Below are 24358 nucleotides of genomic sequence, written 5' to 3'. Positions count from 1 at the left end.
CCCGGGGTGGCGTCCGGCCCGGGGGAATGTGGCGCTCAGGCCTTGGCGCGGCGGATGTCGATGTTGCCGTGCCGGGTGCGGGCCCGAACCTGGACGGTGTCCTCGGACTTCTGCGGGGTCTCGGAGGCGGTGAGCGTGTTGCGCACCTGGCCGGAGCCCGCGTGGACGTCGAGCCAGGCTGCCGTACCCTCGCGGACGCCGACCTCGATGGCTCCGTAGGAGGTCTCCAACTGGACGCTGCCGCGGACCACGTCGCTCACGCGCAGGGTCCCGTGGGCGGTGGCGGCGGTGACCGAGTCCTCGGCGCGCGCGATGTCGATGTCGCCGTTGGCGCCCCTCACACGCAGTTCGCCGGTCACGGCCCCGATGGTCGTGGTGCCGTGCGAGTTCTTCAGGACGGCGGGCCCGTCCACCAGACCGACGCGCAGGCTCCCGGAACTGGTGGCGATCTCGGCCGAGCCCTCGACCCGGTCCACGGTGATCGATCCGTGCGACGCGGTCAGGTTCAGCGGGCCGGTCGTGTCGAGGCGGACATCTCCGGACGAGGTCTTCACCCGGCACTCGCCGAGCCGGCCCTCGCCGAGCACCTGGGTCCAGGCGCCGGTCAGGTCGACGCGTGAACCCGTGGGCAGTTCGACGGTCACGTCGACGGCGCCGGTGCGGCCGAGAAGACTGGCCTTGGGGGTCCTGACGGTCAGTACGCCGTTCGCGAACGTGACCTCGGTCTGGTCGGCCGTCCGCACGTCCAGGTCCTTCTTCTGGTCGCGGGGACGCACCTCGACGACGGTGTCGAGGCGGTCGCCCGCGGTGAACTGGATGGATCCGGCCTCCACGCGCGCCGTGGCCGAGATCGCTTCGGGAGTGTCGAAAGAAGGCATGGCTGTCCCGTCCTCTTGGGTCTTCCGGACGTCCCCGTTGACGGGACGTGGTGTGGGTGAGGTGGTGCGGGTGAGGTGGTGCGGCCGGCCCGGGCGGGCGCGGGTCGGGCGCGGTTAACGGACCCAGCCGGTGAAGCTCTGCCCGACGGTCCGGGTCTTCTCCGTCGTACGCGGCCGGGTGGTGCCGTCGACCGCGGCCGACACGGTGCGCACCAGCCACGCGTTGACCGACAGGCCCTCGCGGGTCGCCGCGTCCTCGGCGCGGGCCTTGAGGTGGGCCGGAAGGCGCAGGTTGACACGGGCGGTGCCGCCCTCGTCGCCGTCGGCCGGGGCCGGGGTGCTGAGTGGTTCGACGGGTGCGGCCGGTTCCGCGGGGGTGCTGCCATCGGTGGGCGGCGGTGTCACCACGAAGTCGGGGTCGAGCCCGCGCAGCCGTACGTCGACCGAGCCGGGGGCGAGTTCGCGGGTGATCTCGTCCATCGCGGCGGAGAGCACGTTGAGCATGGTCAGCCGGGTCGCCGACTCCAGCGGAGCGGTGAGCCTCTCGGCCAGCTCGCGGGCGTCTTCCCCGCCGGCTTCGGCGGCCACCGCGAGTTCGCGGCGCAGTGTGTCGACATACGGGGTGAGGTCCATGGCGTCATCATGGCATCAGAATGGCGCCATGGGCAAGTGGTGGGATGGCTTTTCTGGGCCGATCGCCGAGCGCTCGCCTCTGACCTGCGGGAACCTGATTATCTATGAGGTGAACGGCTTGTTGGCGGCTTGGAGTGGTGACCGGCGGCGCTTGGTAGTGCCCAGTGGCGCCCGTGGGTGCTGAGTGTGCTGGGTGGTGCTGGATGACGCTAAGTGGCGCGCGATGGTGCCTACTGGCGCCGAGTGGTGCCGAGTGGTGTCACGTGGTGCCAGCCGGTACGGGACCGCAGTCGCCTCCGGCCGTGGCGCGGACGGGGGTTCGTAGCCCACGCAGGTCAGGGCCCGGCAGCACCCGACTGGGCCGAAGGCGGCCGCGTACTGGTCCGGGTGCGGACGACCCGGATCAGCCCGGCCCTGCCCGGCCCGACTCCGTGCGGCCCGTCTCGGTGCGGCCCGTCTCGGTGCGCTGCGGTCCGGCCCGGTCAGGGCGGGGTCAGGGGTGGTGGCCCGTCATGCGGGCCGCGGACGCGATCGTCGCGCGGGCCTCGCGTTCGGTCAGGCCGATGCCGAGGGCCGCCTCGACCAGCGGCTCCACGAGAGCGGGGCCGATGCCGTCCTCATAGGCGCGGCAGGCGGCCCAGAACAGGCGGGTGTTGCGCTGGCCCTCGTGGGCGGCGAGGACGAACTGGACGAGTCCCCGGCCGTGCGCCTCGGTCGGGAGGAGGGTCTGCTGGTGCGCGCGGGGCGGTGGGAGCAACAGGCGCAGGAGCGCGGGCGGGCAGGCGGCGGGGGCGAGGTGGGCCGTGCCGGGCGCGGCGGCGTACGCCCCGTGCCGGGTGCGGGAGCCGGGGCCGACCAGGTAGCCGCCGGCGCCGCGGATGTCGATGCCCGGGGCGAGACGGCCCGCCGAGTTGGGGACGACGGCGTCGGGCGGGCCGCTCAGCCAGAGGTGGCGGCCCCCACCGGGGGTGAGTACGACGACCGTGGGCGGGATCGTGAACAGGTGGCGCAGGGCGAGTTCGCGCAGGGCGGTCGAGGAGTCCGTCTCCGCCTTCGTGTCCAGGTCGACGCCGATGAGGTGGTGCGGGGGCAGGCCGCAGGCGATGCCGTAACCGGTCGACCAGGGTGCGGCGGCGAACAGTTCGCGGATGCGGGCCGGATCGGTGGAGGCGTCGTAGACCCCGTGGCCGAAGCGGCCGCACTCGCCGTGGCAGGCGGCGGGCGCCGGGTCGTGGTGGTGGGGGGAGCGCAGGGCCGGGAGCTTCGTCCGGGACAGGGGCATGACGGCCAGTCCGCGTTCGGCGGCTGACAGGGCGTGTGCGAGGGCCAGCGTCGTGGCCTGCCGGTCGGTGGTGGCCATGACCCTATTTTCGTACGCGCGTTCGAAAAAGGGAAGGGTGTTGCGCGCGACGCGCCGGGGAGGAGGGGTGGGCGGAAAAGGTGCCGGAACGCTTCACCTCTTGCGGCGCTTGGGGTGGAGCTGTCCGTACTGCCCTGGGCTGGGTCAGAAGTGGTGCGAAGGGGTTTATCGACTTGTCATCACGCTTGAGAGCGAATCAGGGCTTCCGGGGTGGTTCGCAGGGGATTCGGTGGGCAACTCTGATCACGCGACGTCGTGCACAGCGTCGAGGCGGTCGGCCAACTGCCTTGGCACCAGCGCTACTTCAGTGCCACTCAGCCGTACTCGGCTCTACAGCTTCACTCAGCTCTGCTCAGCTCTGCTTCACGTACTTCTCGCGTTGTCGGCTGGAAGCCGGTGCGCCCTTGTTCTGGAGGAACAACATGGCAAGCATCCGTACCGCCCGTGTCGTCGCCGCTGTCGCCGCCCTTCCGCTCGCCGCCGCCCTCTTCAGCGGCGTGGCGACGGCGGACAACGGAGCCTTCGCGGACGACGGATCGAACGCGACCGCCTCCGAGGCCTACGCGGGCATCCTCGGCAGTGGCGTCGGCGACGACAACCTCGGCAACTCGGCCACCACGCAGCAGCAGGCCGTCGGCTCGGGGGCTTCGAACCAGAGCAACACCGCGCAGGTCGACGGCTCCGCGTTCACGGCGATCAACCAGGGCAACGAGAACGTGGCCGTCAGCTTCTCCCCGCTGTGGTGGTGAGCTGAGGGACCGGCGCGGGCGGGCTCCCGCGTCGGCCCCTCAGTCTCTGTGCGGGTGTGCTTGATGGGGTCGCAAGGCGTCTGGGCGGCGGTACTTCGGTATCGCCGCCCAGGCGTTTTCGCGTGCGTCCGGAGAGGGCCGGGTCCTCCGGGGGCGGATTTCCCGGGGAGCCTCGGCGAGACTCCCGGAAGAACATCGGCGAGACCCCGGGAGAACCCCGGGAGGCCCCATGAGGGAGAGCCTGCCGGGCGGACCCGTCGGAGCGGACCCGCAGGGGTGAACCCGCAGGGACCCGCAGTACCTCTCCTCCCCTCGTCCACCTACAGGAGGTGCAGCCAACACCACCCCTACAACCTGAGGCGGACTCGGCTTCGGGACCTGCGGCCGATCCGCCGCACACCCCCGCGCTCATAGCGTTGAGTCATGACCGCACCCGTCTGCACCAGTGCTTCGAACGCCGCCACAGCCAAGGCCACAGCCAAGGCCCCGGCCGTGGCCGTGGCCATGGCCATGGCCACAGCCAAGGGCCCGGCCATGGCCGCGGCGAGGACGCAGACCTTCCCGTACCCGTCGTTCTCGTCGTACGTGAGGGCCCGCCAGCCGGTGCTGCTGCGCACCGCACGGTCGTTGACGGCCAACCCGAGCGACGCGGAGGACCTGCTGCAGACCGCGCTCGCCAAGACGTACGTGGCCTGGGAACGCATCGAGGACCACCGCGCGCTGGACGGTTACGTGCGCCGGGCGCTGCTGAACACCCGGACGTCGCAGTGGCGCAAGCGCAAGGTCGACGAGTTCGCCTGCGACGAGTTGCCGGAGCCGGAGCCCGTGTCCGCCGGCGACGACCCCGCGGAGCGGCAGGCCCTGCGCGACGCGATGTGGCGGGCGATCATGAAGCTGCCCGCCCGGCAGCGGGCGATGGTCGTCCTCAGGTACTACGAGGACCTCAGCGAGGCCCGGACGGCCGAAGTGCTGGGAGTTTCCGTGGGCACGGTCAAGTCGGCGGTGTCCCGGGCGCTCGGCAAGCTCCGCGAGGACCCTGAGCTGGGGTTTGTTCGACAGTGAGCCGGTCTGCGGGACGTCGGCGGGCGACCTCGCCGGGCGCCCTGTCGGGCCCCCCGCACTGATCGATCATCCGGGAGTAGTGACATACCACGCGGTATGTGCGCAGAATCAGCGCAACCCTTACCGCCGCGTAGGCAATGTCGCCCCGGGAGGACACCGTGCTGAGCACGATGCAGGACGTACCGCTGCTGATATCGAGGATCCTGACCCACGGGTCGACGATCCACGGCAGCTCCCAGGTGACCACCTGGACCGGTGAGGGCGAGCCGCACCGCCGCTCCTTCGCCGAGATCGGCGCACGCGCCGCACAACTCGCGCACGCCCTGCGCGAGGACCTGGAGGTCCAGGGCGACGAGCGCGTCGCGACGCTCGCCTGGAACAACGCCGAGCACGTCGAGGCCTACTTCGCGATCCCCTCCATGGGCGGGATCCTCCACACCCTCAACCTCCGCCTCCCGCCGGAGCAACTGGCCTGGATCGTGAACCACGCGGCCGACCGCGTCGTGATCGCCAACGGCTCGCTGCTCCCCCTGCTGGCCCCGCTGCTGCCGCACCTGAAGACGGTCGAGCACGTCGTCGTCACCGGCCCGGGCGACCGTTCCCTGCTGACCGGGGCATCCGTCCAGGTGCACGAGTACGAGGAACTGATCGCGGGAAAGCCGGCCACGTACGACTGGCCCGAGCTGGACGAGCGCGCCGCCGCCGCCATGTGCTACACCTCCGGCACCACCGGCGACCCCAAGGGCGTGGTCTACAGCCACCGCTCCATCTACCTGCACTCCATGCAGGTCAACATGGCCCAGTCGATGGGGCTGACCGACGAGGACACCTCGCTGGTCGTCGTTCCGCAGTTCCACGTCAACGCCTGGGGACTGCCGCACGCCACCTTCATGACCGGCGTCAACATGCTGATGCCGGACCGCTTCCTCCAGCCGGCCCCGCTCGCCGCGATGATCGAGAGCGAGAAGCCGACGCACGCCGCGGCCGTCCCCACCATCTGGCAGGGCCTGCTCGCCGAGCTGACCGCCAAGCCGAGGGACGTCTCCTCCCTCACCCAGGTCACCATCGGCGGCTCCGCGTGTCCGCCCTCCCTGATGGAGGCGTTCGACGCACTGGGCATGCGGGTCTGCCACGCCTGGGGCATGACGGAGACCTCTCCACTCGGCACCATCGCCCGACCGCCGGCGCACGCGGTCGGCACGCCGGAGGAGTTCGCGTACCGCCTCACCCAGGGCCGTTTCCCGGCCGGTGTCGAGGCCCGGCTCACCGGCCCCGGCGGCGAGCGGCTCCCCTGGGACGGCGAGTCCGCCGGTGAGCTGGAGGTCCGCGGCAACTGGATCGCCGGCGCCTACTACAACGGCCCCGGCGCCGAGCCGCTGCGCCCCGCCGACAAGTTCGGCGAGGACGGCTGGCTGAAGACCGGCGACGTCGGCACCATCTCGCCCGACGGCTTCCTCACCCTCACCGACCGCGCCAAGGACGTCATCAAGTCCGGCGGCGAGTGGATCTCCTCCGTCGAGCTGGAGAACGCCCTGATGTCCCACCCGGACGTCGCCGAGGCCGCCGTGGTCGCCGTCCCCGACGACAAGTGGGGCGAGCGCCCGCTGGCCACCGTCGTCCTCAAGGAGGGCGCGAGCGTCGGCTTCGAGGCGCTGCGCACCTTCCTCGCCGAGGACGGGAAGATCGCCAAGTGGCAGCTCCCGGAGCGCTGGACGGTCATCGAGGCGGTGCCGAAGACGAGCGTCGGCAAGTTCGACAAGAAGGTGCTGCGCAGGCAGTACGCCGACGGTGGCCTGGACGTCACCCGGCTCTGACCGACGACGGCCCGGGCGCACGCACGCCGGGCACGCACGCCGGGCGTGTACGCCCGGCACGTACGCCGGGTGGGAGAAGCCGAGTCCCGGCTCCACCCACCCGGCGTACGCGCGTGTACCGACCGGCGGCGTACTGCGACCGTCAGTTGGTCCCGATCCGCGAGAGCAGTTCGACGATCCGGGACTGCACCTCGCCACTGGTGGAACGCTCCGCCAGGAACAGCACCGTCTCGCCCGAGGCCAGCCGCGGCAGGTCGGCCTGGTCGACGGCGGCGGTGTAGACGACGAGCGGGGTGCGGTTGAGCTGCCCGTTCGCGCGCAGCCAGTCGACGATCCCGGTGTGCCCGGCCTGTCCCCGCTGCACCCGCATCAGGTCCATCACGACCAGGTTCGGCCGGAACTGCCCCGCCAGCGTCACCGCGTCGGCGTCGCTCGCCGCCCGCGCCACCTGCATCCCGCGCCGCTCCAGCGTCGCGGTCAGCGCCAGCGCGATCTCCGCGTGCTCCTCGATCAGCAGCACGCGCGGCGGGTGCTGCTCGCTGTCCCGGGGTGCGAGCGCCTTCAGCAGTACGGCGGGGTCGGCGCCGTAGGCGGCGTCGCGCGAGGCCTGTCCGAGCCCGGCCGTGACCAGCACCGGCACCTCGGCCGCCACCGCCGCCTGCCGCAGCGACTGGAGCGCCGTACGGGTGATCGGCCCGGTCAGCGGGTCCACGAACAGTGCCGCGGGGAACGCCGCGATCTGCGCGTCGACCTCCTCGCGCGAGTGCACGATCACCGGCCGGTAGCCGCGGTCACTGAGCGCCTGCTGCGTGGAGACGTCCGGCGCGGGCCACACCAGCAGCCGGCGCGGGTTGTCCAGCGGCTCCGGCGGCAGCTCGTCGTCCATCGGCTGCGGACGCGGCGGATCCGCCACCTCCACGGCACCGCCGGGCCCGTCCAGCGGCTCGGGCCCCTCGGCGGCGTTCTTGTCCGGGGCGCCTATGGCGTACGACCGGCCGGCGCCCTCGGTGACCGGCGCGCGCCGGGGCTGGTGACCGGCCAGGGACGGCCGCTCCTGCCCCTGCGGCTGCCCCTGCCCCTGGGTGTGCGGCTGGGGCTGCGGCTGCTTCCTCGGCTGCGGGGCGGTGGGCGACCGGTCGGCCGGCGGATGCGGACGGGCCGACTGCTCCGAGCCCGTGGCGGCCGGGTCGGGCGGCGTACCCAGCTTGCGGCGCCGGCCCGAGCCGCCCGGCTGGTGCGGGGCGGGTGTGGCCGACGGCCGCTGCACCTGGACCGCCTGCCGGTTGAACGGCACGCCCTGGCCCAGCGTCCGCACGCTGATCGCCTGCCCCTGGGGCGAGTTCGGGTCGACGGGCGCGGACGCCTCGGCGGGCAGGGGCTGTGCCGCGCGGGGTGCCGGAGCGTTCTCGGGCGGCAGCGGGGTGCCCCGGCTCGGCGTGTTGGCAGGGAGGCCCTGCGCGGGCGCCGAGGCCTCAGGCGCGGCGGGCGCGGGCCCGATGGCGCCGGGAGCGGCCGTCGGCGTGGGGCCGGTGACGCCGCCTGGCGGTACGGGGGCGCCGGCGCCCGGAGCGTCCGAGGCCGCGGCGGGCCATGGCTGCGGGACGGGCTGACCGGCGGCAGGGTGCTGCGCGCCGTCGGCGGCCGCATCGGCGGGCCGGGGCGACTGGCCATGAGCGGCCGCCGCGGGGCCGGGCGCCGGCTCGGAAGCCGGTGCGGCCTGGGCGGGCAGGCCCGGGTCCGCGGAGTTCTGCGCGGGCCCGGGGGCTCCCTGTGGGGGGGCCCCTTGTGCGGGGCCACCCTGCACCGGCAGCGGCACCGCTCCTTCGGCCTGCTGGGCGGCTCCGGCGCGGCGGCGCCGACCCGTGGGTGCTTCGGCCGGGTGCGGCTGCGGCGGGGTGTGGTCGTCGGCCTGGTCCTGCGGCACGGCGTCGTGCCGGCCCTCGTCGAGCAGGGCGTCACCGGAAACGGCCGGGCCGGGCACCCGGACCTGCCCGGTGGGCGACGCCGCAGGCGTCACGCCTCCGGCCGTCACGCCTCCGGCCGTCACGCCTCCGGCCGTCACGTCCCCGGCCGGCACGTACGTGTCCGTCGCTCCTCGGGCATCCGCCGCACCGTGCGGCTCGCCGTCCGTCGCCTCGTGCGGCCGGCCGTGCGGCTCCACCGCCTCGTCGGACGGCCGGTGCGCGTCGGCGGGCGGCAGGGCGAACACCTGACGCGGCGCCGCCTCCTGCGCGGCCGCACGCTCGTTCGCGGAGGCCAGGGCACGGCGCCGGCGCCCGGTCGGCTGCGACGCGTCGGCCGGGTCCGCCTCGCCGGCCTGCGCGGGCAGCGCCGGAGGCAGTGCCTGCTGCTCGCCGCCGTCCGGTAGCGCGCGCCGGCCACCGGGCCCGGGCACGCCCTGCGGCGGTACGGTCCCGCCGAGGCCGGTGTTGGAGGCCGCTGCCCCACCGCCGTGCTCGCCGGCCATGACGACGGCGCCCTCGGACACCCCGGCCGCCCCCTGGGGCAGACCCTCGACGGCGTCACCGGTGCCCCCGGTGACCTCCGCGGGCCGCCCGCGCCGGCGCCCCGTACCGCCGGCCCCCTCGCCCGGCCCCGCCTGCGCGGGAACCGGAAGCGGGGCCGAGGTCTGAGCCTGGGCGGCCTGTGCCTGTGCCTGTGCCTGCGTGGCCGTTCCCTGCGCGGCCTGGGCCTGTGCGATCTGTCCCTGTGCGGCCTGTCCCTGCGCGGCCTGGGTCTGTTCCTGGGTGGCCTGTTCCTGAGTCTGGGCCGCACGGCGCCTGCGTCGCCCGGTCGGTGCGGCGTCCCCGCCCGCGGCACCGCCGACGGTCCCGTCGGCTCCTTCGCCGGCCGCGCCCGCGACCTCGCTCTCCAGGAACGCGTCCACGGACGCCCGCCGGGCGCGCCGCCGCCCGCCCCCGGGAGCCGGCTCCGGAACGGCCAGGGCACTGCCCGTCCCCGCCGCGCCCTCGAGCTCGGCGGCCCGCGGTTGTGCCTGTGCCCGTACGGCGGCCTGTGCTCCGGCCGGGTCCGGAGCCTGGGCCGCGACGGCCCCCGCCCCGCCGCCGATCGGCACCTCCAGCACGTACGCGCTGCCGCTCATGCCCGGCACCTCGTGCGTCTGCAGCACGCCGCCGTGCGCCCGGACGATCCCGCGCACGATCGGCTCGTGCACCGGGTCTCCCCCGGCGTACGGCCCGCGCACCTCGATGCGCACGACCGCACCGCGCTGCGCCGCCGCGACCACGACGGTGTTGTCCAGGTAGCCGCCGGTCGCCGACACGGGCGAGTTGCCGGTGGCGTCGACACCCGCCACGTCCGCGACGAGATGGGCGAGCGCGGTGGCCAGCAGCCGGGGGTCGACCTCGGCCTCGATGGGCGGCGCGTGCACGGCGAACTGCACCCGCCCCGGCCCGATCAGTTCCACGGCACCGTCGACACCGGCGGTGACGACGGCGTCGAGCATCACCTTCGTACGGGCGACCGACTCGTTGCCGACGTCGAGACGCTGGTAGCCGAGGACGTTGTCGATGAGCGTGGTGATGCGCGAGTAGCCGGCCGACAGATGGTGCAGCACCTGGTTGGCCTCGGGCCACAACTGCCCGGCGTCGTCCGACGCCAGCGCGGCCAACTCCTGGCGCAGCTCGTCCAGGGGCCCGCGCAGGGAGCCCTCGAGGAGGGTGAGCAGCTGCTCGTGGCGGGCGGCGATCGCCTCGTAACGGTCCTTCTCCCGCTCCCCGAGCGCGGCGTAGCGGTCGGCGTCCGCGGCGGTCTCCTCCGCGTGCTTGTCGCGCAGCTCCTCCAGCTCGCTCGTGTGCTGCCGGCGCAGTGCGGTCAGCTCGGAGGCGTGCTCCTCGGCGAGTCGCTCCAGCTCCTCGGCGTGCCGCTGCTCCGCGTCCTCGTGCTCCTTGACCAGCGCGTCGTAGGGGCGCCGGTCGGTGAAGGTCATCACGGCGCCGACGAGCTGGTCGCCGTCGCGGACGGGCGCGGTCGTCAGGTCGACCGGCAGCTGGTCGCCGCTCTTGGCGAACACCACCTGTCCGCGCACCCGGTGCTTGCGGCCCGAACGCAGGGTGTCGGCGAGCGGGGACTCGTCGTACGGGAAGGGGGAGCCGTCGGCCCGCGAGTGCAGGACGAGGGTGTGCAGCTCGCGTCCGCCGAGGTCGCTGGCCCGGTAACCCAGTATCTGGGCTGCGGCCGGATTGACGAGGACGATCCGCCCGTCCGTGTCGGTCCCCACGACGCCCTCGGAGGCGGCCCGCAGGATCATCTCGGTCTGCCGCTGGGAACGTGCCAGCTCGGCCTCGGTGTCGACGGTGCCGGAGAGGTCGCGGACGACGAGCATCAGCAGTTCGTCGCCGGTGGAGCCGTAGTTGTCGTAGGCCTGCTGGCCGGTCTCCAGGTTGGCGCTGGTGACCTCGACCGGGAACTCGCTCCCGTCGGTGCGCCGGGCGACCATCCGCGTCGGCTTGGTACGCGCCCGCGGGTCAATGTGGTCGGGCCGCCGCATGGACCCGGGGATGAGCCGCGAGTCGAACTGCGGCAGCAGATCCAGCAGCCCGCGCCCGACCAGCGCGGTACCGGGCGCCTCGAAGGCCTCCAGCGCGATGGTGTTCGCGTTGACGACGGTGCCGTTGGCGTTGACCAGTACCAACGCGTCCGGCAGGGCGTCCAGTATGGCTGCGAGGCGAGCAGCGCCTCGGGATGGCCTGCTGCTCACGAGACGCTTCCCTCCTGTTACCGCACTTGCCGACCGCTTGGGCCATCTTGCCAATCGGCCTACAGCGTGTCACGCGAGGGAGTCTAAGGGTTGGGGCCCGGCGGGCGGTGTGGGATGCGACGGAGGTCGCACGAGAAAGTGACGTAGAACGTGTGACCGGGCACTCACGACCGCCCCGGGCACGGGTCGCGCTCTGCCCACGGACCGCACCCCGCCCACGGACCGCACCCCGCCCACGGACCGCACCCCGCCCACGGACCGCACCCCGCCCACGGACCGCACCTCGCCCACGGACCGCACCTCGCCCACGGACCGCACCCCGCCCACGGACCGCACCCCGCCCACGGACCGCACCCCGCCCACGGACCGTGCCCGGGCATGGACCACGCCCGGGCACCGACCGCGCCACGGCTACGACACTCCTGGCGCCCCCACCTCGGGCAGCAGCGGCACCATGCGGTCCCAGCGGGAGATCCCGCAGCCGTCGCGGCGGTCGTACGTCGTGTCGACGGTGCGTCCGGCCCAGGTGCCCGTGACGTGCGCGGTGGCGGGCCCGCCGTACTGCATGGTGCAGACGCCGCCCTGCGGGACGGGGGCGAAGGTGTCCTGTCCCCACCGCGTGTCGCGCTCGGCGACGGCACAGGCGCCGTCCGGGTCGGGGTGGCTGCCGCCGTGGGGGTGGCAGTACAGCTCGTACGTGCCGTCCGCGCCCGCTCCGGCGTCCCGGACGGTGATCGTCAGATGATCAGCGGCCCGCGCCTCACCGCCGCCGGCCGCGGCCGGGTGCGCGGTGGCCAGGGGGGCCAGAGAGGCCAGGGTGACGACGGACAGGGCGGCGGCACCGAGGAGACGGGCGGCGGCGGGGAGACGCGAGACCTGGAACATGACCGGACTAACGCGCCGGCCCGCCGGACGTTGCGCGGCCGGGATCCGGGCGCTTCGCGTGACCGGGCCCCAAGGGCTTTGCCCTGTGGCCTGCCCGCCTAGTACCGTGGGGGTCGATTGGTGACAGCGCGCTCGACTGTGTCATCATCGGCACGCGCCACTCGCGCTCGCATGCGAGAGGTGATGTTGTCTGGAGGCGTCGCCTAGTCCGGTCTATGGCGCCGCACTGCTAATGCGGTTTGGGTCTTAAAGCCCATCGAGGGTTCAAATCCCTCCGCCTCCGCACTGATCACCGAAGCCCCGGCCCACTCGGCCGGGGCTTCGGTGCGTCGTGGTCCGTACGGTGGCTTCGTGGGTTGTTTCCGCAGGTCACAAGGGGTGTGGCTAACGGATTTCACATGACGGCGGCAGTCATGTAATGTTCTTCCTGTCGCCGCGAGCGGGCCGGAAGGGCCGGGAGCGGCGGTAAAACTGAAAAGACAAGCACTCGTAGCTTAACGGATAGAGCATCTGACTACGGATCAGAAGGTTGCAGGTTCGAATCCTGCCGAGTGCACAGTAAGGCGAAGGCCCTGTGGAGTGATCCACAGGGCCTTCGCCTTTGTCCGTCCAGTGGCGAGGACGCCGTCCGGTCGCCGGCCGTCCGGAGCGGGTGCGCGAGGTGCTGTCCCGTCCGGGCGGCCGGCCCCGCGTCAGGCGTTGTCCGCGGCCCTGCGGCGGCGGATGGCGAAGACCGTGCCGGCGCCGAGCGCGACGGCGGCGGCGCTCGTGAGGGCGATCGGTGTCATCGCGGAGGACGAGCCGGTCCTGGCGAGGTTGCCGTCGGCCTCGGTCCCGGCCTCCGTACCGGCGGCCGGGGCCTTCGCCGCCTGCGTGGACGCGCCGCCCTGTGCGGAGGCGTCCTTGCCGGTGGCGGGAGCCGCGGCGTCCGGCCGCTTGTCGTCGTCCGCGTCGGGCTCTGCGGGCTTGGCGTCGTCGACCTCGCCGGGCTCGCTGCCCGCGGGCAGGAGCGCGAAGTCGTAGCGCTTCATCGAACCCTGGACGCAGGGTCTGTAGGCGCTGGAGGCGTCGGCGGCGAACAGCGCGACGACGTCGGTGGACCGGTCCACGGAACCGGCCCTCATCCGCAACTTCACGTCGCTGTGCTCGCCCGGCTTCACGTGGGCGAGGGGACCGATGTGCTCGGGCTCGTTGCCGTTGAGGGAGCGCCAGCCCGAGCCGTTGGACCACTCCACCGCCAAGCGGCTCTTCTCGGCGGGGCCTTCGCCGTCCACGTGGACGAACACCAGGGGGTCCACGGACAGCGTGCGTTCGGTTCCGTTGGTCAGGCGCAGGGTGAAGTCGACGGTGGTACCCGCGACGACCTTGGACGGCAGGCCGACCGCGAGCGAGGTCAGCCCGTTCTCACGGACGCACTCCTTGGCGGTGGCGAGGGCCCCGTCGGCGGCTTCCTTGGTCTCGCGTGCCTTGTCGAGGGTGTTCTGGAGCACGCTGTACTCGCGGACGGCCGCGACCCTGGCGTCGTCCAGTGCGGTCCGGGCCTTCCCGGCCGCGGTGCCGGCCTCCTGCTCGGCCTTGACGGCCACCGCCAGGTCGGCCTCGGCGGCTTCGAGTGCCTTCTGCGCCGCGGCCCGGTCGGCGTCGTTCCCGGCCGCCTCGAGCTCGGCCTCGGCGTCCGTGACGGCCTGCTCGGCGGCGGTCCTGGCGTCGGCCGCGTCCTTGGCCGCCTTGTCCGCGGTGATCGTGGCCGCCCTGAGCGGGTGCGTGTCGGAATCCAGCGCGTCCAGGGCGGCTTCGAGTTCCTTCTCGCCTTTCTCCTCGGCGGCGACGGCGTCCTCATAGGCCTTCTTGGCGTCGGCGGCGGCCTTTTCCAGCTCCGCGTACGTCGGCTGAGCCGTTTGTTTCCGCTGATTCTGGGTCTGTGCCGCGGACGGGGCGGCGGCGAGTGCGGGAGCCGCGGTGAACAGCACGACGGGCGTGGTCACCGCTACGGCGGCGGCCACGGCGAGGGAGCGGCGAAGTCTCACAGAGGGCCTTCTCGATGGGAGTGGGAAAGGAGAAGGGCTGCCGGAAGGTGTGCACGGCAGCCTCAATAGGTGAAGAGTTTATGGCTCAAGTAAAGGAACGTGCCGGGGTTTTGCCCGGCCCACGGATATCCTTGAGAGGCTCACCCGGATAAACGGGACGGACGGGGAGGGTTGTTCACCAGGTCCGCATTTTTATGTGCCGCATGTCACTTTCACGACCTACCCACCTGATGCTCACGACTCGCGCTGTGTCTAGGGTGTGCGCATGTCGCGACGACGCATCTCCATATCCATCCGGCCGAGCCTTGGTGGGGGCACCCGGTGAACAAGCCACTGAGGGCCGTGGCGATCTTCTGTGGTCTGCTGGTGCTCGGCCTGCTGATCCGCGCGAACTGGCTGCAGTACGTCCGCGCCCCGGAACTCGCCTCGGACACGAAGAACCGGCGGGTGCAGATCGAGCAGTTCGCCACCCCGCGCGGAGACATCGTCGTCGGTGGCCGGGCCGTCACCGGGTCCGCCGAGACGGAGGGCACCGACCTCAAGTTCAAGCGCACCTACGCCGACGGGCCGATGTACGCGCCGGTGACGGGATACGCCTCGCAGGCCCAGGGCATGACGCTGCTGGAGAAGACCTACGACGGCATCCTGACCGGAAAGGACGACCGGCTGGCCTTCCAGCGGTTCGCCGACGTCGTCAGCGGCGAGGGCCGGCGGGCCGGCTCGGTGGTGACCACCATCGACCCGAAGGCACAGAAGGCCGCCTGGAAGGGGCTGACCGACCTGAAGGGCGCCCGGGGCGCCGTCGTCGCCCTGGACCCCGCGACGGGGAAGGTGCTGGCGATGGTCTCGGCGCCGTCCTACGACGCGTCGACGTTCGCGGGCGGTACGTTCAACGAGTCCGACCGCTTCGTGGCGCTCACGAAGGACAAGAGCAAGCCGCTGGCCAACCGCGCGCTGCGGGAGACCTACCCGCCGGGCTCCACCTTCAAGATCCTCACCGCGGCCGCCGCCCTGGAGCACGGCGTCGTCTCCGACATCGACGCCCGCACGGACGCCGTCTCCCCGTACCCCCTGCCGCAGTCCTCCAACAAGATCGGCAGCGAGGCCGGCGACGCGGTCTGCAACAAGGCCTCGATGAAGACCGCGATGCAGTACTCGTGCAACAACGTCTTCCTCGACGCGGCGGCCGAGCTGGGGCAGGAGAAGATGCGGGAGACCGCGGAGAAGTTCGGCTTCAACGAGGACGTCTACTCCGACGAATTCGGTGACCTGCTCGCCACCAAGAGCCTCTACCCGGAGGAGCTCGACCTGCCGGGCACCGCGCTCACCGGCATGGGGCAGGGCAGCCTCACCAGTACGCCCATGCAGATGGCCATGGTCACGGCCGGGCTGGCCAACGACGGCAAGGTGATGCAGCCCTACGTCGTCGACGAGGTCAAGGGCCCGGACCTCGGCACCCTGGAGAAGACCGAGCCCAAGGTGATGAGCGAGGCGGTCTCCGCCGAGACCGCGCAGAAGGTCCAGCAGATGATGGAGTTCACCGCCAAGGAGGGCAGCGCCCGCCGCGCCCAGATCGACGGCATCACGGTCGGCGGCAAGACCGGTACCGCGCAGCGCGGTGTCGACGTGAACGACGAGGTGCCGTACGGCTGGTTCGTCTCCTACGGCAAGAAGTCGGACGGGTCCTCCGTCGCCGTGGCCGTCTTCATCGACCCGACCGACATGGACATCTCCCGCGAGGACATCTCCGGTGGCGGTCTCGGCGCGCCGATCGCCAAGCGCGTCATGGAGGCGGTCCTCAAGCAGTGAGGACGCCTGGTACGGAGTAGCGGAGCGGGCGGCGGCGCGCGTCAGGCCTTCGCCGCGTCGCAGGCCTCGTCGTACGCCGCGCGGGCCTTCTCGACCGCCGCCGTCCGCCGCTCCGTCCACCGTGCGAGGCCTTGGACCTGTTCGGCGGCCTCGCGGCCGAGGTCCGTGAGGGAGTAGTCCACGCGGGGCGGGATCACCGGCTTGGCGTCCCGCCGGACCAGGCCGTCGCGTTCCAGCGTCCGCAGGGTCTGGGCCAGCATCTTCTCGCTGACGGTGCCGATCTCCCGGCGCAGCTCGCTGAAGCGGTACGAACGGTCCAGCAGCGCGATCAGGGCCAGGGTGCCCCAGCGGCTGGTGATGTGTTCCAGGATCAGACGTTCCGGGCACATCGACTCGCTCACCTTCATGCCCATACGGTACGCCGGGGCGTGCACTAACTGATGGTTGGTGCACGCCCCGGCGTTGTCAGTGGTGCCCTCTACTCTCGAGAGCGATGGCACAGGCGTGGAAGTGCTCGGGGCTGCGGTGGGCGGCGGAGGGTCCCCTGCTGACGTGGGTCGGGGGGCGGCGCAGCGCGCTGGCCCGGGGGAAGCGGGTGGCCTTCGCGGTCGCCGAGGGGGGTGTGCGGACATGCGTGGGAGCACGGGGGAACACATGCCCGGTGCGGGCCGGCGTGCCGGGGCGGAGCACGGGGGCGCGGTGCGAGGAGTGCGCGCGGCTGGACCGGGCGCACTCCGTGGCCGCGGACACCCTCGCGGACGACCCGCGGCCGTACCGCGTCTATCTGGCGTGGTTCGGTCCGGGGCTCACCAAGGTGGGGATCACCGGATACGAACGGGGAGCCGCCCGGCTGCTGGAGCAGGGGGCGGTCTGTTTCAGCTGGCTGGGCCACGGGCCGCTGATGGCCGCGCGCCGGACCGAGGAGCTGCTGCGGGCCGCGCTGGGCGTGCCCGACCGGATTCCGTACGCCCGCAAGCGCGCGGTGCGGGCCGGGTTGCCGGGGTCGGAGGCGGAGCGGGCGGCGGAGATCACGGAGCTGCACGCGCGGGCGGTCGCGCTCGGCGGCTGGCCGGAGTCGCTGACACCGGAGCCGTTCCGGGGCGTGGACCACGCGGGAGTCTTCGGAATCGGGGGCGCGGACCGTGGGCCGGCCGCCGTGGGGGAGGTGGCCGAGCTGGTGGCGGGCGGGGCGATCGGCGGTGACCTGGTGGCGGCCGCCGGGCCGGATCTGCATCTGGCGACGGAGCGCGGGGTCGTCGTGCTCGACACACGGCTGATGACGGGGTGGGAGCTGGTGTCCGTCGGGGGTGCGCCGTGCGCCGTGCCCGTGCGGGAGCTCAGGCGGGCGGCCGGAGTACAGGACGGGCTGTTCTGACCTCGCCCCTCTTGTCCGTGGGCGTGGAGGGCGCGATCGTGGCCGTATGAGTGTTCACGAGGCCGGGCAGGTCCGCCGGTTCTGGGAGGGGCTCGGGCTGCCCGGGCTGGTCGACGTGCACACGCACTTCATGCCCGAGCGGGTACTGCGCAAGGTCTGGGACTACTTCGACGCCCTCGGGCCGCTGACCGGCGGCGTCGAGTGGCCGATCACCTACCGGCAGGAGGAGGGTGAACGCACGGCACTGCTGCGGGAGTTCGGCGTACGGGCCTTCACGGCCATGCTGTACCCGCACAAGGCGGGCATGGCCCAGTGGCTGAACGGCTGGGCGGTGGACTTCGCCCGCCGGACGCCCGACTGCCTGCACACCTGCACCCTCTTCCCGGAACCGGGCGTCGAGACGTACGTCCGTGAGGCCGTCGAGGCGGGGGCGCGGGTCTTCAAGGCGCATGTGCAGGTGGGGGCGTACGACCCGGCCGACGAACTGCTGGACGGCGCGTGGGGGCTGCTCGCCGAGGCGGGGGTCCCGGTCGTCGCCCACTGCGGGTCCGGGCCCGCGCCCGGCAAGCACACCGGGCCCGAGCCGATCGCGCGGGTCCTGGCGCGGCACCCCCGGCTGCGGCTGGTCGTGGCGCACCTGGGGATGCCCGAGTACGAGGACTTCCTGGACCTCGCCGAGCGGTACGGCGAGGTGCGGCTGGACACGACGATGGCGTTCACCGACTTCAGCGAGCGCTTCGCCCCGTTCCCCCGGCGTGCGCTGCCCCGGCTGGCCGCCCTCGGCGACCGCGTCCTGCTCGGGTCGGACTTCCCCAACATCCCGTACGCCTACCTGCATCAGCTGCGCGCGCTGGAGCGGCTGGAGCTGGGCGACGACTGGCTGCGGGGCGTGTGCCACGACAACGCGGCCCGCCTGTTCGGGCTGCCGGGGTGCTGAGCCGGCGTCCGGGGTGCTGTTCGGGCTGCCGCTGCGCTGAGCCGGGGGCCGGGGCGCCGAGAGGCCCCCGGTGTCCGGGAGGGAGCGCCCGTCCGGAGGGCTGTGAGAGGCCCCCGTGGGTTTCTCAGACAAATCACAGCTTGGGGAAAGGGTGCTCTCAGAGCGCCCCGACACCGTGTCCGGTATGACCACGACCTCGCCCCAGGGGCGCACCGAACTGCTGAGGCCGGACGGGAGCCCCGTCCGGGTGCTTGTAGTGGACGACGAGCTGTCCATCACCGAGTTGCTGTCCATGGCCCTGCGCTACGAGGGATGGCAGATCCGCAGTGCCGGGGACGGACACGGCGCGGTCCAGGCCGCGCGCGAGTTCCGGCCCGACGCCGTCGTGCTGGACATGATGCTGCCCGACATGGACGGGCTGAGCGTGCTCGGCCGGCTGCGCCGCGATCTGCCGGACGTGCCGGTGCTGTTCCTGACCGCCAAGGACGCGGTCGAGGACCGGATCGCCGGGCTGACGGCCGGCGGGGACGACTACGTCACCAAGCCGTTCAGCCTGGAGGAGGTCGTCGCCCGGCTGCGCGGGCTGATCCGGCGCTCGGGCGCCACCGACCGGCGTTCCGACTCCGTCCTGGTCGTCGGTGACCTCACTCTCGACGAGGACAGTCACGAGGTCACCCGGGGCGGCGACGGCATCCACCTCACCGCCACCGAGTTCGAGCTGCTGCGCTTCCTCATGCGCAATCCGCGGCGCGTGCTGAGCAAGGCGCAGATCCTGGACCGCGTCTGGTCGTACGACTTCGGCGGGCAGGCCAACGTCGTCGAGCTGTACATCTCCTACCTGCGCCGGAAGATCGACGCCGGTCGCGAGCCGATGATCCACACCCGGCGCGGGGCCGGCTACCTGATCAAACCCGCGGCGTGAGCGGACGGCGACGACCGCGGCCGCGGACCCTGCGGACGCGGCTCGTCGTCGCGTCGGTGGCGCTGATCGCGGTGGTGTGCGCGGTGATCGGCACGGTGACGACGGTGGCGCTGCGGTCGCATCTGTACGACCAGTTGGACGTGCAGTTGGACGAGGTCGCGGGCCGGGTGTCCGGCCTCGGACCGCCCGGGGACCCCCAGGGCGGCGGCGGGGACAAGGGCCGGCGGCACATGGACCTGGACGCGTTCGTCACCCGCGGCCCGCAGCCGCGCCGCACGATCGTCGCCGACGTGCGCGACGGCGTGGTCGTCGACGCCAAGTACGGACAGGACTCCGACGAGAGCACCGACCTCAGCGGCATGACGGCGGTCTCCCTCAGCGCGGAGCAGCGGGCCGCGCTGGCATCCGTCCCCCGGGACGGCGGCGCGCACACCACCGGGATCCCGGGCCTCGGCGACTACCGCGTGGAGTACCGCGCCGGCGCGGGCGGCAGCTACTACGCCGCCGTCCCGACCTCCGGGGTGACGGGCACCATCAACACCCTGGTCCTCGTGGAGGCCAGTGTCACCGCCGCCGGTCTCATCGCCGCCTCCCTCGCCGGGACCGTCATCGTGGGTGTCGCCACCCGCCCCCTGCGCAGGGTCGCCGCCACCGCCACCCGCGTCTCCGAACTCCCGCTGCACGCGGGTGAGGTGAACCTCGACGAACGCGTCCCGGAGTCCGAGTGCGACCCGCACACCGAGGTCGGCCGGGTCGGCGCCGCGCTCAACCGGATGCTGAACCACGTGCACGGGGCGCTGCACGCACGGCAGGAGAGCGAGACGCGGGTACGGCGGTTCGTCGCGGACGCCAGTCATGAGCTGCGTACGCCACTGGCCTCCATCAGCGGATACGCCGAACTCACCCGCCGGGGAGGGGAACAGGTCGGCCCCGACACCCGGCACGCGCTGGGCCGCATCGAGTCCGAGGCCGGGCGCATGACCCTGCTGGTCGAGGACCTGCTGCTGCTCGCCCGCCTGGACGCCGGGCGCCCCTTGGAGTTCGGGCGGACCGACCTCGTACCGCTCGTGGTGGACACCGTCAGCGACGCCCGCGCGGCCGGCCTCGGTCACAACTGGCGGCTCGACCTGCCCGGGGAACCGGCGTCGGTGTCGGCGGACGCCGCCCGGCTCCAGCAGGTGCTGGTCAACCTGCTGGGCAACGCCCGCAACCACACTCCGCCCGGTACGACCGTCACCGCGCGCGTGCGGGCCGCCGGGGCGTGGCTGTGCGTGGACGTCGAGGACGACGGGCCGGGCATCCCCGCCGAGTTGCTGCCGCACGTGTTCGAGCGGTTCGCGCGCGGCGACTCCGCGCGGTCCCGGGCGACCGGCTCCACGGGCCTCGGACTCGCCATCGTGCGGGCCGTGGCGACCGCGCACGGCGGTGGCGTGACGGTCGACAGCGTGCCGGGCCGGACGGTCTTCACCCTGCACCTGCCCGTGCTCGGGCAGCGGGCGAGCGCGCCGCCGCGCTCACAGGCACTGCACAGCCTCACCACACGGGTGCGACAGGAGAGTTGAGAAGAGTCGGTCCCATGCGAACCGACTCTTCCCCCGGCTCCCTGCCGACGCGGGAGCACCTCCCGGCCGCAGGAGCCGGTACGCCCGTCCTGGACGTCGTGATCCCCGTCCACAACGAGGAGAAGGACCTCGGGCCGTGCGTCCGGAGACTGCACGAGCACCTCACCCGGACGTTCCCGTACGCCTTCCGCGTCACGGTCGCGGACAACGCCTCCACGGACGCCACCCCGCACGTCGCGGCGCGGCTGGCGGCGGAGCTCGTCGAGGTCACGTCCTTCCGGCTGGAGCGGAAGGGCCGGGGCCGGGCCCTCAGGACCGTCTGGTCGGCCTCGGAGGCCCCGGTCCTCGCCTACATGGACGTCGACCTGTCCACCGACCTGAACGCGCTGCTGCCGCTGGTGGCCCCGCTGATATCCGGTCACTCGGACCTCGCGATCGGCTCCCGGCTCGCCCGCGGTTCTCGGGTCGTGCGCGGGGCCAAGCGGGAGTTCGTCTCCCGCTCCTACAACCTCATCCTGCGCGGGTCCCTCCAGGCCCGCTTCTCCGACGCCCAGTGCGGTTTCAAGGCGGTCCGCGGGGACGTGGCCCGGGTGCTGCTGCCGTTGGTGGAGGACACCGGCTGGTTCTTCGACACCGAGATGCTGGTGCTTGCCGAGCGCGCGGGGCTGCGGATCCACGAGGTGCCGGTCGACTGGGTCGACGACCCTGACTCCACCGTGCACATCGTGAGGACGGCGACCGACGACCTCAAGGGCGTGTGGCGGGTCGGCAAGGCTCTGGCCACCGGATCGCTGCCGCTGGACCGGCTGGCGCGGCCCTTCGGTGACGACCCGCGCGACCGCGACCTGAAGGACGTACCGCCCGGACTGGCCCGGCAGCTCGTCGGCTTCTGTGTCGTCGGCGTCCTGTCCACCCTCTTCTACCTGCTGCTCTACAGCGGCTTCCGCCACTCGGGCGGCTCCCAGCTCGCCAACGCGCTCGCCCTGCTGGTCTCGGCGGTCGCCAACACGGCCGCCAACCGGCGGCTGACCTTCGGGGTGCGGGGCCGCGGCGGTGCCGTGCGGCACCAGGCGCAGGGGCTGCTCGTCTTCGGTATCGGTCTCGTCCTGACCACCGGTTCGCTCGCCGCCCTGGACGCGGCGAGCGCGGACCCGGACCACTCGACCGAACTGGCGGTGCTGATCGCCGCCAACCTCGCGGCCACCGTGCTGCGCTTCCTGCTCTTCCGCGCCTGGGTGTTCCCGGACGCGCCGCCCGCCGTGGACGTGGCACCTGTCGTGGGCGCGCCGCCCGTCGTGGACGGGAAACCCGTCGTGGACGTGCCCGAACCTCAGCTCCAGCAGCCCTGTCGCACCCGCGGCGCCGCCACGGTGCGCCTGCGGCCGGCGCCCCCCGCCGACACCGACCCGAGGGACGGACGATGACGACGCACCACGACAGGACGACGTACGCGGGGGACACGCGCCCCCCGGACGGCGAGGACGAGGACAGGGGGCCGCAGCCGGCGGCGCCACCCGCGCCCGGCCGGCCCCGGCGGACGCGCCTGTGGGGACTGTGGCGGGGGCGCCCCGAGGACCCCCGCTGGGTCCGCCCGGCGCTGCTCGGCCTGCTGCTGGCCACGGGCCTGCTCTACCTCTGCGACCTCAGCGCCTCCGGTTACGCCAACTCCTTCTACTCGGCGGCCGTACAGGCGGGCAGCCAGTCGTGGAAGGCGTTCTTCTTCGGCTCGCTCGACGCCGCGAACGCCATCACCGTGGACAAGCCCCCGGCCGCGCTGTGGCCGATGGCGCTGGCGGTGCGGGTCTTCGGGCTGAACTCGTGGTCGATCCTGGTGCCCGAAGTGCTGATGGGCGTCGCGACGGTCGCCGTCGTGTACGCGGCCGTGCGCCGCCGGTTCAGTCCCGCGGCCGGGCTGATCGCCGGTGCCGTGCTGGCGCTCACGCCCGTCGCGTCGCTGATGTTCCGGTTCAACAACCCGGACGCGCTGCTGGCGCTGCTGATGTCCGTCGCCTGCTACCTCGTCGTGCGCGCGCTGGAGGACGGCCGCACCAAGTGGCTGGTGTGGGCCGGTGTCGCGATCGGCTTCGCGTTCCTGACGAAGACCCTCCAGGCCTTCCTGATCCTGCCCTCCCTCGCCCTCGTCCACGGCGTCTGCGCGCCGGTGCGGCTGAGGAAGCGGCTGGGACAGCTCGCGCTGGCGACCGTCGCGATCGTCGTCTCCGGCGGCTGGTGGGTCGCGGTCGTGGAACTGTGGCCGGCCTCCTCGCGCCCGTACATCGGCGGCTCGCAGAACAACAGCTTCCTGGAGCTGACCTTCGGCTACAACGGCCTCGGCCGCCTCAACGGCGAGGAGACCGGCAGCGTCGGCGGCGGGGGCGGCGGTGGCGGCGGGCAGTGGGGCGAGACCGGCTGGGACCGGATGTTCAACTCCGAGATCGGCGGCCAGATCTCCTGGCTGCTCCCGGCCGCCCTGATCCTGCTCGTCGCGGGCCTGGTCGCCACGCGGCGCGGCGGCCGTACCGACACCGCTCGGGCGTCCTTCCTGGTCTGGGGCGGCTCGCTGCTGACGACCACGGCCGTCTTCAGCTACATGGCCGGCATCTTCCACCAGTACTACACGGTGGCCCTCGCGCCCTACCTGGCGGCCGTGGTCGGCATGGGCGCGGCGACGCTGTGGGAGCGACGCGAGCGGGTCTGGGCGTCGCTCGCCCTCGCCGCCGCCGTCACGGCGAGCGCGGTCTGGGGGTACGTCCTCCTCAACCGCACGCCCGACTACCTTCCCTGGCTGAGGTGGCTGGTGCTGGTCGGCGGTCTGGCCGCCGCGCTGGGTCTCGTCTTCGCCGGGCGGCTGAGGCGGCGGGTCGCCCTCGCGGCGGCGGGGCTGGGCCTCGTGGCGTCGCTGGCGGCGCCCACCGCGTACACGCTGAGCACCGTGCGGGAGGGGCACAGCGGTTCCATCGTCACGGCCGGTCCGGCCGGCGCGAGCAGGATGGGCGGTCCAGGCGGTGGCGGCGGCGGCCCGGGAGGCGGCGGCTTCCCCGGCGGCGGGAACGCACCCGCGCAGGGGCAAGGGCAAGGGCAAGGCCAAGGCCAAGGGCAGGGCCAGGGCCAGGGCGGGCCCGGCACCGGCGGCTTCCCCGGAGGCGCACCGGGCCAGAACGGCCGGACGACCCCCGACGGCCGGACGGCCCCGGGCGGCCAGACCGGCGAGGGTGGCCGCCTGGGCGGAGGGGGTGGCGGCACGGGCGGCCTGCTCAACGGTGCCCAGGTCGACGCCGAGGCCAAGAAGCTGCTGGAGGCCGACGCCGACCGGTACACCTGGGTCGCGGCCGCGATCGGCTCCCAGAACGCCGCGAGCTACCAGCTCAGCACCGGTGACCCGGTGATGGCGATCGGCGGCTTCAACGGCACGGACCCGTCGCCGACCCTGGCCCGGTTCAAGAAGTACGTGGCGGACGGAGAGATCCACTACTTCGTCGGAGGTGGCGGAACGGGGGGCATGGGCGGCATGGGCACCGACTCCGGCACCTCGTCGCAGATCACGGCCTGGGTCGAGGCCAACTTCAAGGAGGTCACGGCCGGTTCGGCCACCTTCTACGACCTCACGCAGCCGACGGGCTGACCG

General features: G+C 73.0%; 17 protein-coding genes and 2 tRNA genes. 12 read left to right on the top strand and 7 right to left on the bottom strand.

Annotated elements, in window-relative coordinates; genetic code table 11:
* Positions 1-35: 35 nt before the first annotated feature.
* From ACH4NX_RS28180 to ACH4NX_RS28170, 3 genes are all read right to left on the bottom strand, one after another.
* Positions 36-878: a DUF4097 family beta strand repeat-containing protein gene (locus ACH4NX_RS28180; protein ID WP_351398136.1), complete on the bottom strand. Its 843-nt coding sequence runs from the start codon at positions 876-878 to the stop codon at positions 36-38.
* A 114-nt stretch (positions 879-992) separates the two neighbouring features.
* Positions 993-1511: a hypothetical protein gene (locus tag ACH4NX_RS28175; RefSeq protein ID WP_351398134.1), complete on the bottom strand. Its 519-nt coding sequence runs from the start codon at positions 1509-1511 to the stop codon at positions 993-995.
* A gap of 493 nt (positions 1512-2004) precedes the next feature.
* Positions 2005-2871, bottom strand: coding sequence for a bifunctional DNA primase/polymerase (locus ACH4NX_RS28170; protein WP_351398132.1), 867 nt, complete (start codon positions 2869-2871; stop codon positions 2005-2007).
* 422 nt (positions 2872-3293) lie between these two features.
* Here ACH4NX_RS28170 and ACH4NX_RS28165 point away from each other — a divergent pair, with 422 nt between their 5' ends.
* From ACH4NX_RS28165 to ACH4NX_RS28155, 3 genes are all read left to right on the top strand, one after another.
* On the top strand, positions 3294-3620 hold the full coding sequence (locus ACH4NX_RS28165) for a hypothetical protein (protein WP_351398130.1): 327 nt from the start codon (positions 3294-3296) through the stop codon (positions 3618-3620).
* Between the two features lie 423 nt (positions 3621-4043).
* A complete protein-coding gene (locus ACH4NX_RS28160) occupies positions 4044-4682 on the top strand; it encodes a SigE family RNA polymerase sigma factor (protein ID WP_398129092.1) in 639 nt (212 codons plus the stop codon).
* A gap of 137 nt (positions 4683-4819) precedes the next feature.
* On the top strand, positions 4820-6496 hold the full coding sequence (locus ACH4NX_RS28155) for a long-chain fatty acid--CoA ligase (protein WP_398129093.1): 1677 nt from the start codon (positions 4820-4822) through the stop codon (positions 6494-6496).
* Positions 6497-6638: 142 nt separating this feature from the next.
* On the opposite strand, the gene ACH4NX_RS28150 is transcribed toward ACH4NX_RS28155, so the two are convergent.
* Together ACH4NX_RS28150 and ACH4NX_RS28145 are read right to left on the bottom strand one after the other, a co-directional pair.
* Positions 6639-11216, bottom strand: a complete 4578-nt coding sequence (locus tag ACH4NX_RS28150; protein WP_398129094.1) for a PAS domain-containing protein — start codon at positions 11214-11216, stop codon at positions 6639-6641.
* A 411-nt stretch (positions 11217-11627) separates the two neighbouring features.
* A complete protein-coding gene (locus ACH4NX_RS28145) occupies positions 11628-12101 on the bottom strand; it encodes an SSI family serine proteinase inhibitor (RefSeq protein ID WP_398129095.1) in 474 nt (157 codons plus the stop codon).
* 192 nt (positions 12102-12293) lie between these two features.
* Here ACH4NX_RS28145 and ACH4NX_RS28140 point away from each other — a divergent pair.
* Positions 12294-12384: transfer RNA gene (locus ACH4NX_RS28140), tRNA-Ser, on the top strand.
* A 200-nt stretch (positions 12385-12584) separates the two neighbouring features.
* A tRNA-Arg gene (locus ACH4NX_RS28135) sits at positions 12585-12657 on the top strand.
* Positions 12658-12793: 136 nt separating this feature from the next.
* Here the strand turns inward: ACH4NX_RS28135 and ACH4NX_RS28130 are convergent.
* Positions 12794-14128 (bottom strand): hypothetical protein, encoded by a 1335-nt coding sequence (locus ACH4NX_RS28130; RefSeq protein WP_398129096.1) that lies wholly within the window; start codon positions 14126-14128, stop codon positions 12794-12796.
* A gap of 321 nt (positions 14129-14449) precedes the next feature.
* Between ACH4NX_RS28130 and ACH4NX_RS28125 the strand changes: the two genes are divergently transcribed.
* A complete protein-coding gene (locus tag ACH4NX_RS28125; RefSeq protein WP_398129097.1) occupies positions 14450-15937 on the top strand; it encodes a peptidoglycan D,D-transpeptidase FtsI family protein in 1488 nt (495 codons plus the stop codon).
* Between the two features lie 41 nt (positions 15938-15978).
* Here ACH4NX_RS28125 and ACH4NX_RS28120 read toward each other — a convergent pair whose 3' ends face one another.
* Complete coding sequence (locus tag ACH4NX_RS28120; protein ID WP_351398150.1) at positions 15979-16350, bottom strand: helix-turn-helix domain-containing protein; 372 nt, start codon at positions 16348-16350, stop codon at positions 15979-15981.
* Positions 16351-16430: 80 nt separating this feature from the next.
* Here ACH4NX_RS28120 and ACH4NX_RS28115 point away from each other — a divergent pair, with 80 nt between their 5' ends.
* The 6 genes from ACH4NX_RS28115 to ACH4NX_RS28090 all read left to right on the top strand — a co-directional run bounded on the left by ACH4NX_RS28115 (position 16431) and on the right by ACH4NX_RS28090 (position 24355).
* On the top strand, positions 16431-17312 hold the full coding sequence (locus ACH4NX_RS28115) for a DUF2797 domain-containing protein (RefSeq protein WP_398129099.1): 882 nt from the start codon (positions 16431-16433) through the stop codon (positions 17310-17312).
* Between the two features lie 46 nt (positions 17313-17358).
* The gene (locus ACH4NX_RS28110) at positions 17359-18249 is read left to right on the top strand and encodes an amidohydrolase family protein (RefSeq protein WP_398129100.1); all 891 of its coding nucleotides are present in this window, start codon (positions 17359-17361) and stop codon (positions 18247-18249) included.
* A gap of 184 nt (positions 18250-18433) precedes the next feature.
* A complete protein-coding gene (locus ACH4NX_RS28105) occupies positions 18434-19171 on the top strand; it encodes a response regulator transcription factor (protein WP_398129101.1) in 738 nt (245 codons plus the stop codon).
* On the top strand, positions 19168-20733 hold the full coding sequence (locus ACH4NX_RS28100) for an ATP-binding protein (protein ID WP_398129102.1): 1566 nt from the start codon (positions 19168-19170) through the stop codon (positions 20731-20733). Before ACH4NX_RS28105 ends, ACH4NX_RS28100 begins: the two co-directional genes overlap by 4 nt.
* 14 nt (positions 20734-20747) lie before the next feature.
* The gene (locus ACH4NX_RS28095) at positions 20748-22157 is read left to right on the top strand and encodes a glycosyltransferase (protein ID WP_398129103.1); all 1410 of its coding nucleotides are present in this window, start codon (positions 20748-20750) and stop codon (positions 22155-22157) included.
* Positions 22154-24355 (top strand): glycosyltransferase family 39 protein, encoded by a 2202-nt coding sequence (locus tag ACH4NX_RS28090; RefSeq protein WP_398129104.1) that lies wholly within the window; start codon positions 22154-22156, stop codon positions 24353-24355. The genes ACH4NX_RS28095 and ACH4NX_RS28090 overlap by 4 nt, the downstream gene beginning before the upstream one ends.
* The last annotated feature ends 3 nt before the right edge of the window (positions 24356-24358 follow it).

This window comes from Streptomyces sp. NPDC017225 (genome assembly GCF_044331465.1).
Lineage (GTDB): Bacteria > Actinomycetota > Actinomycetes > Streptomycetales > Streptomycetaceae > Streptomyces.
Note: the sequence above shows the minus strand (reverse complement) of the source record. Positions and strands in the feature narration are given on the sequence as shown.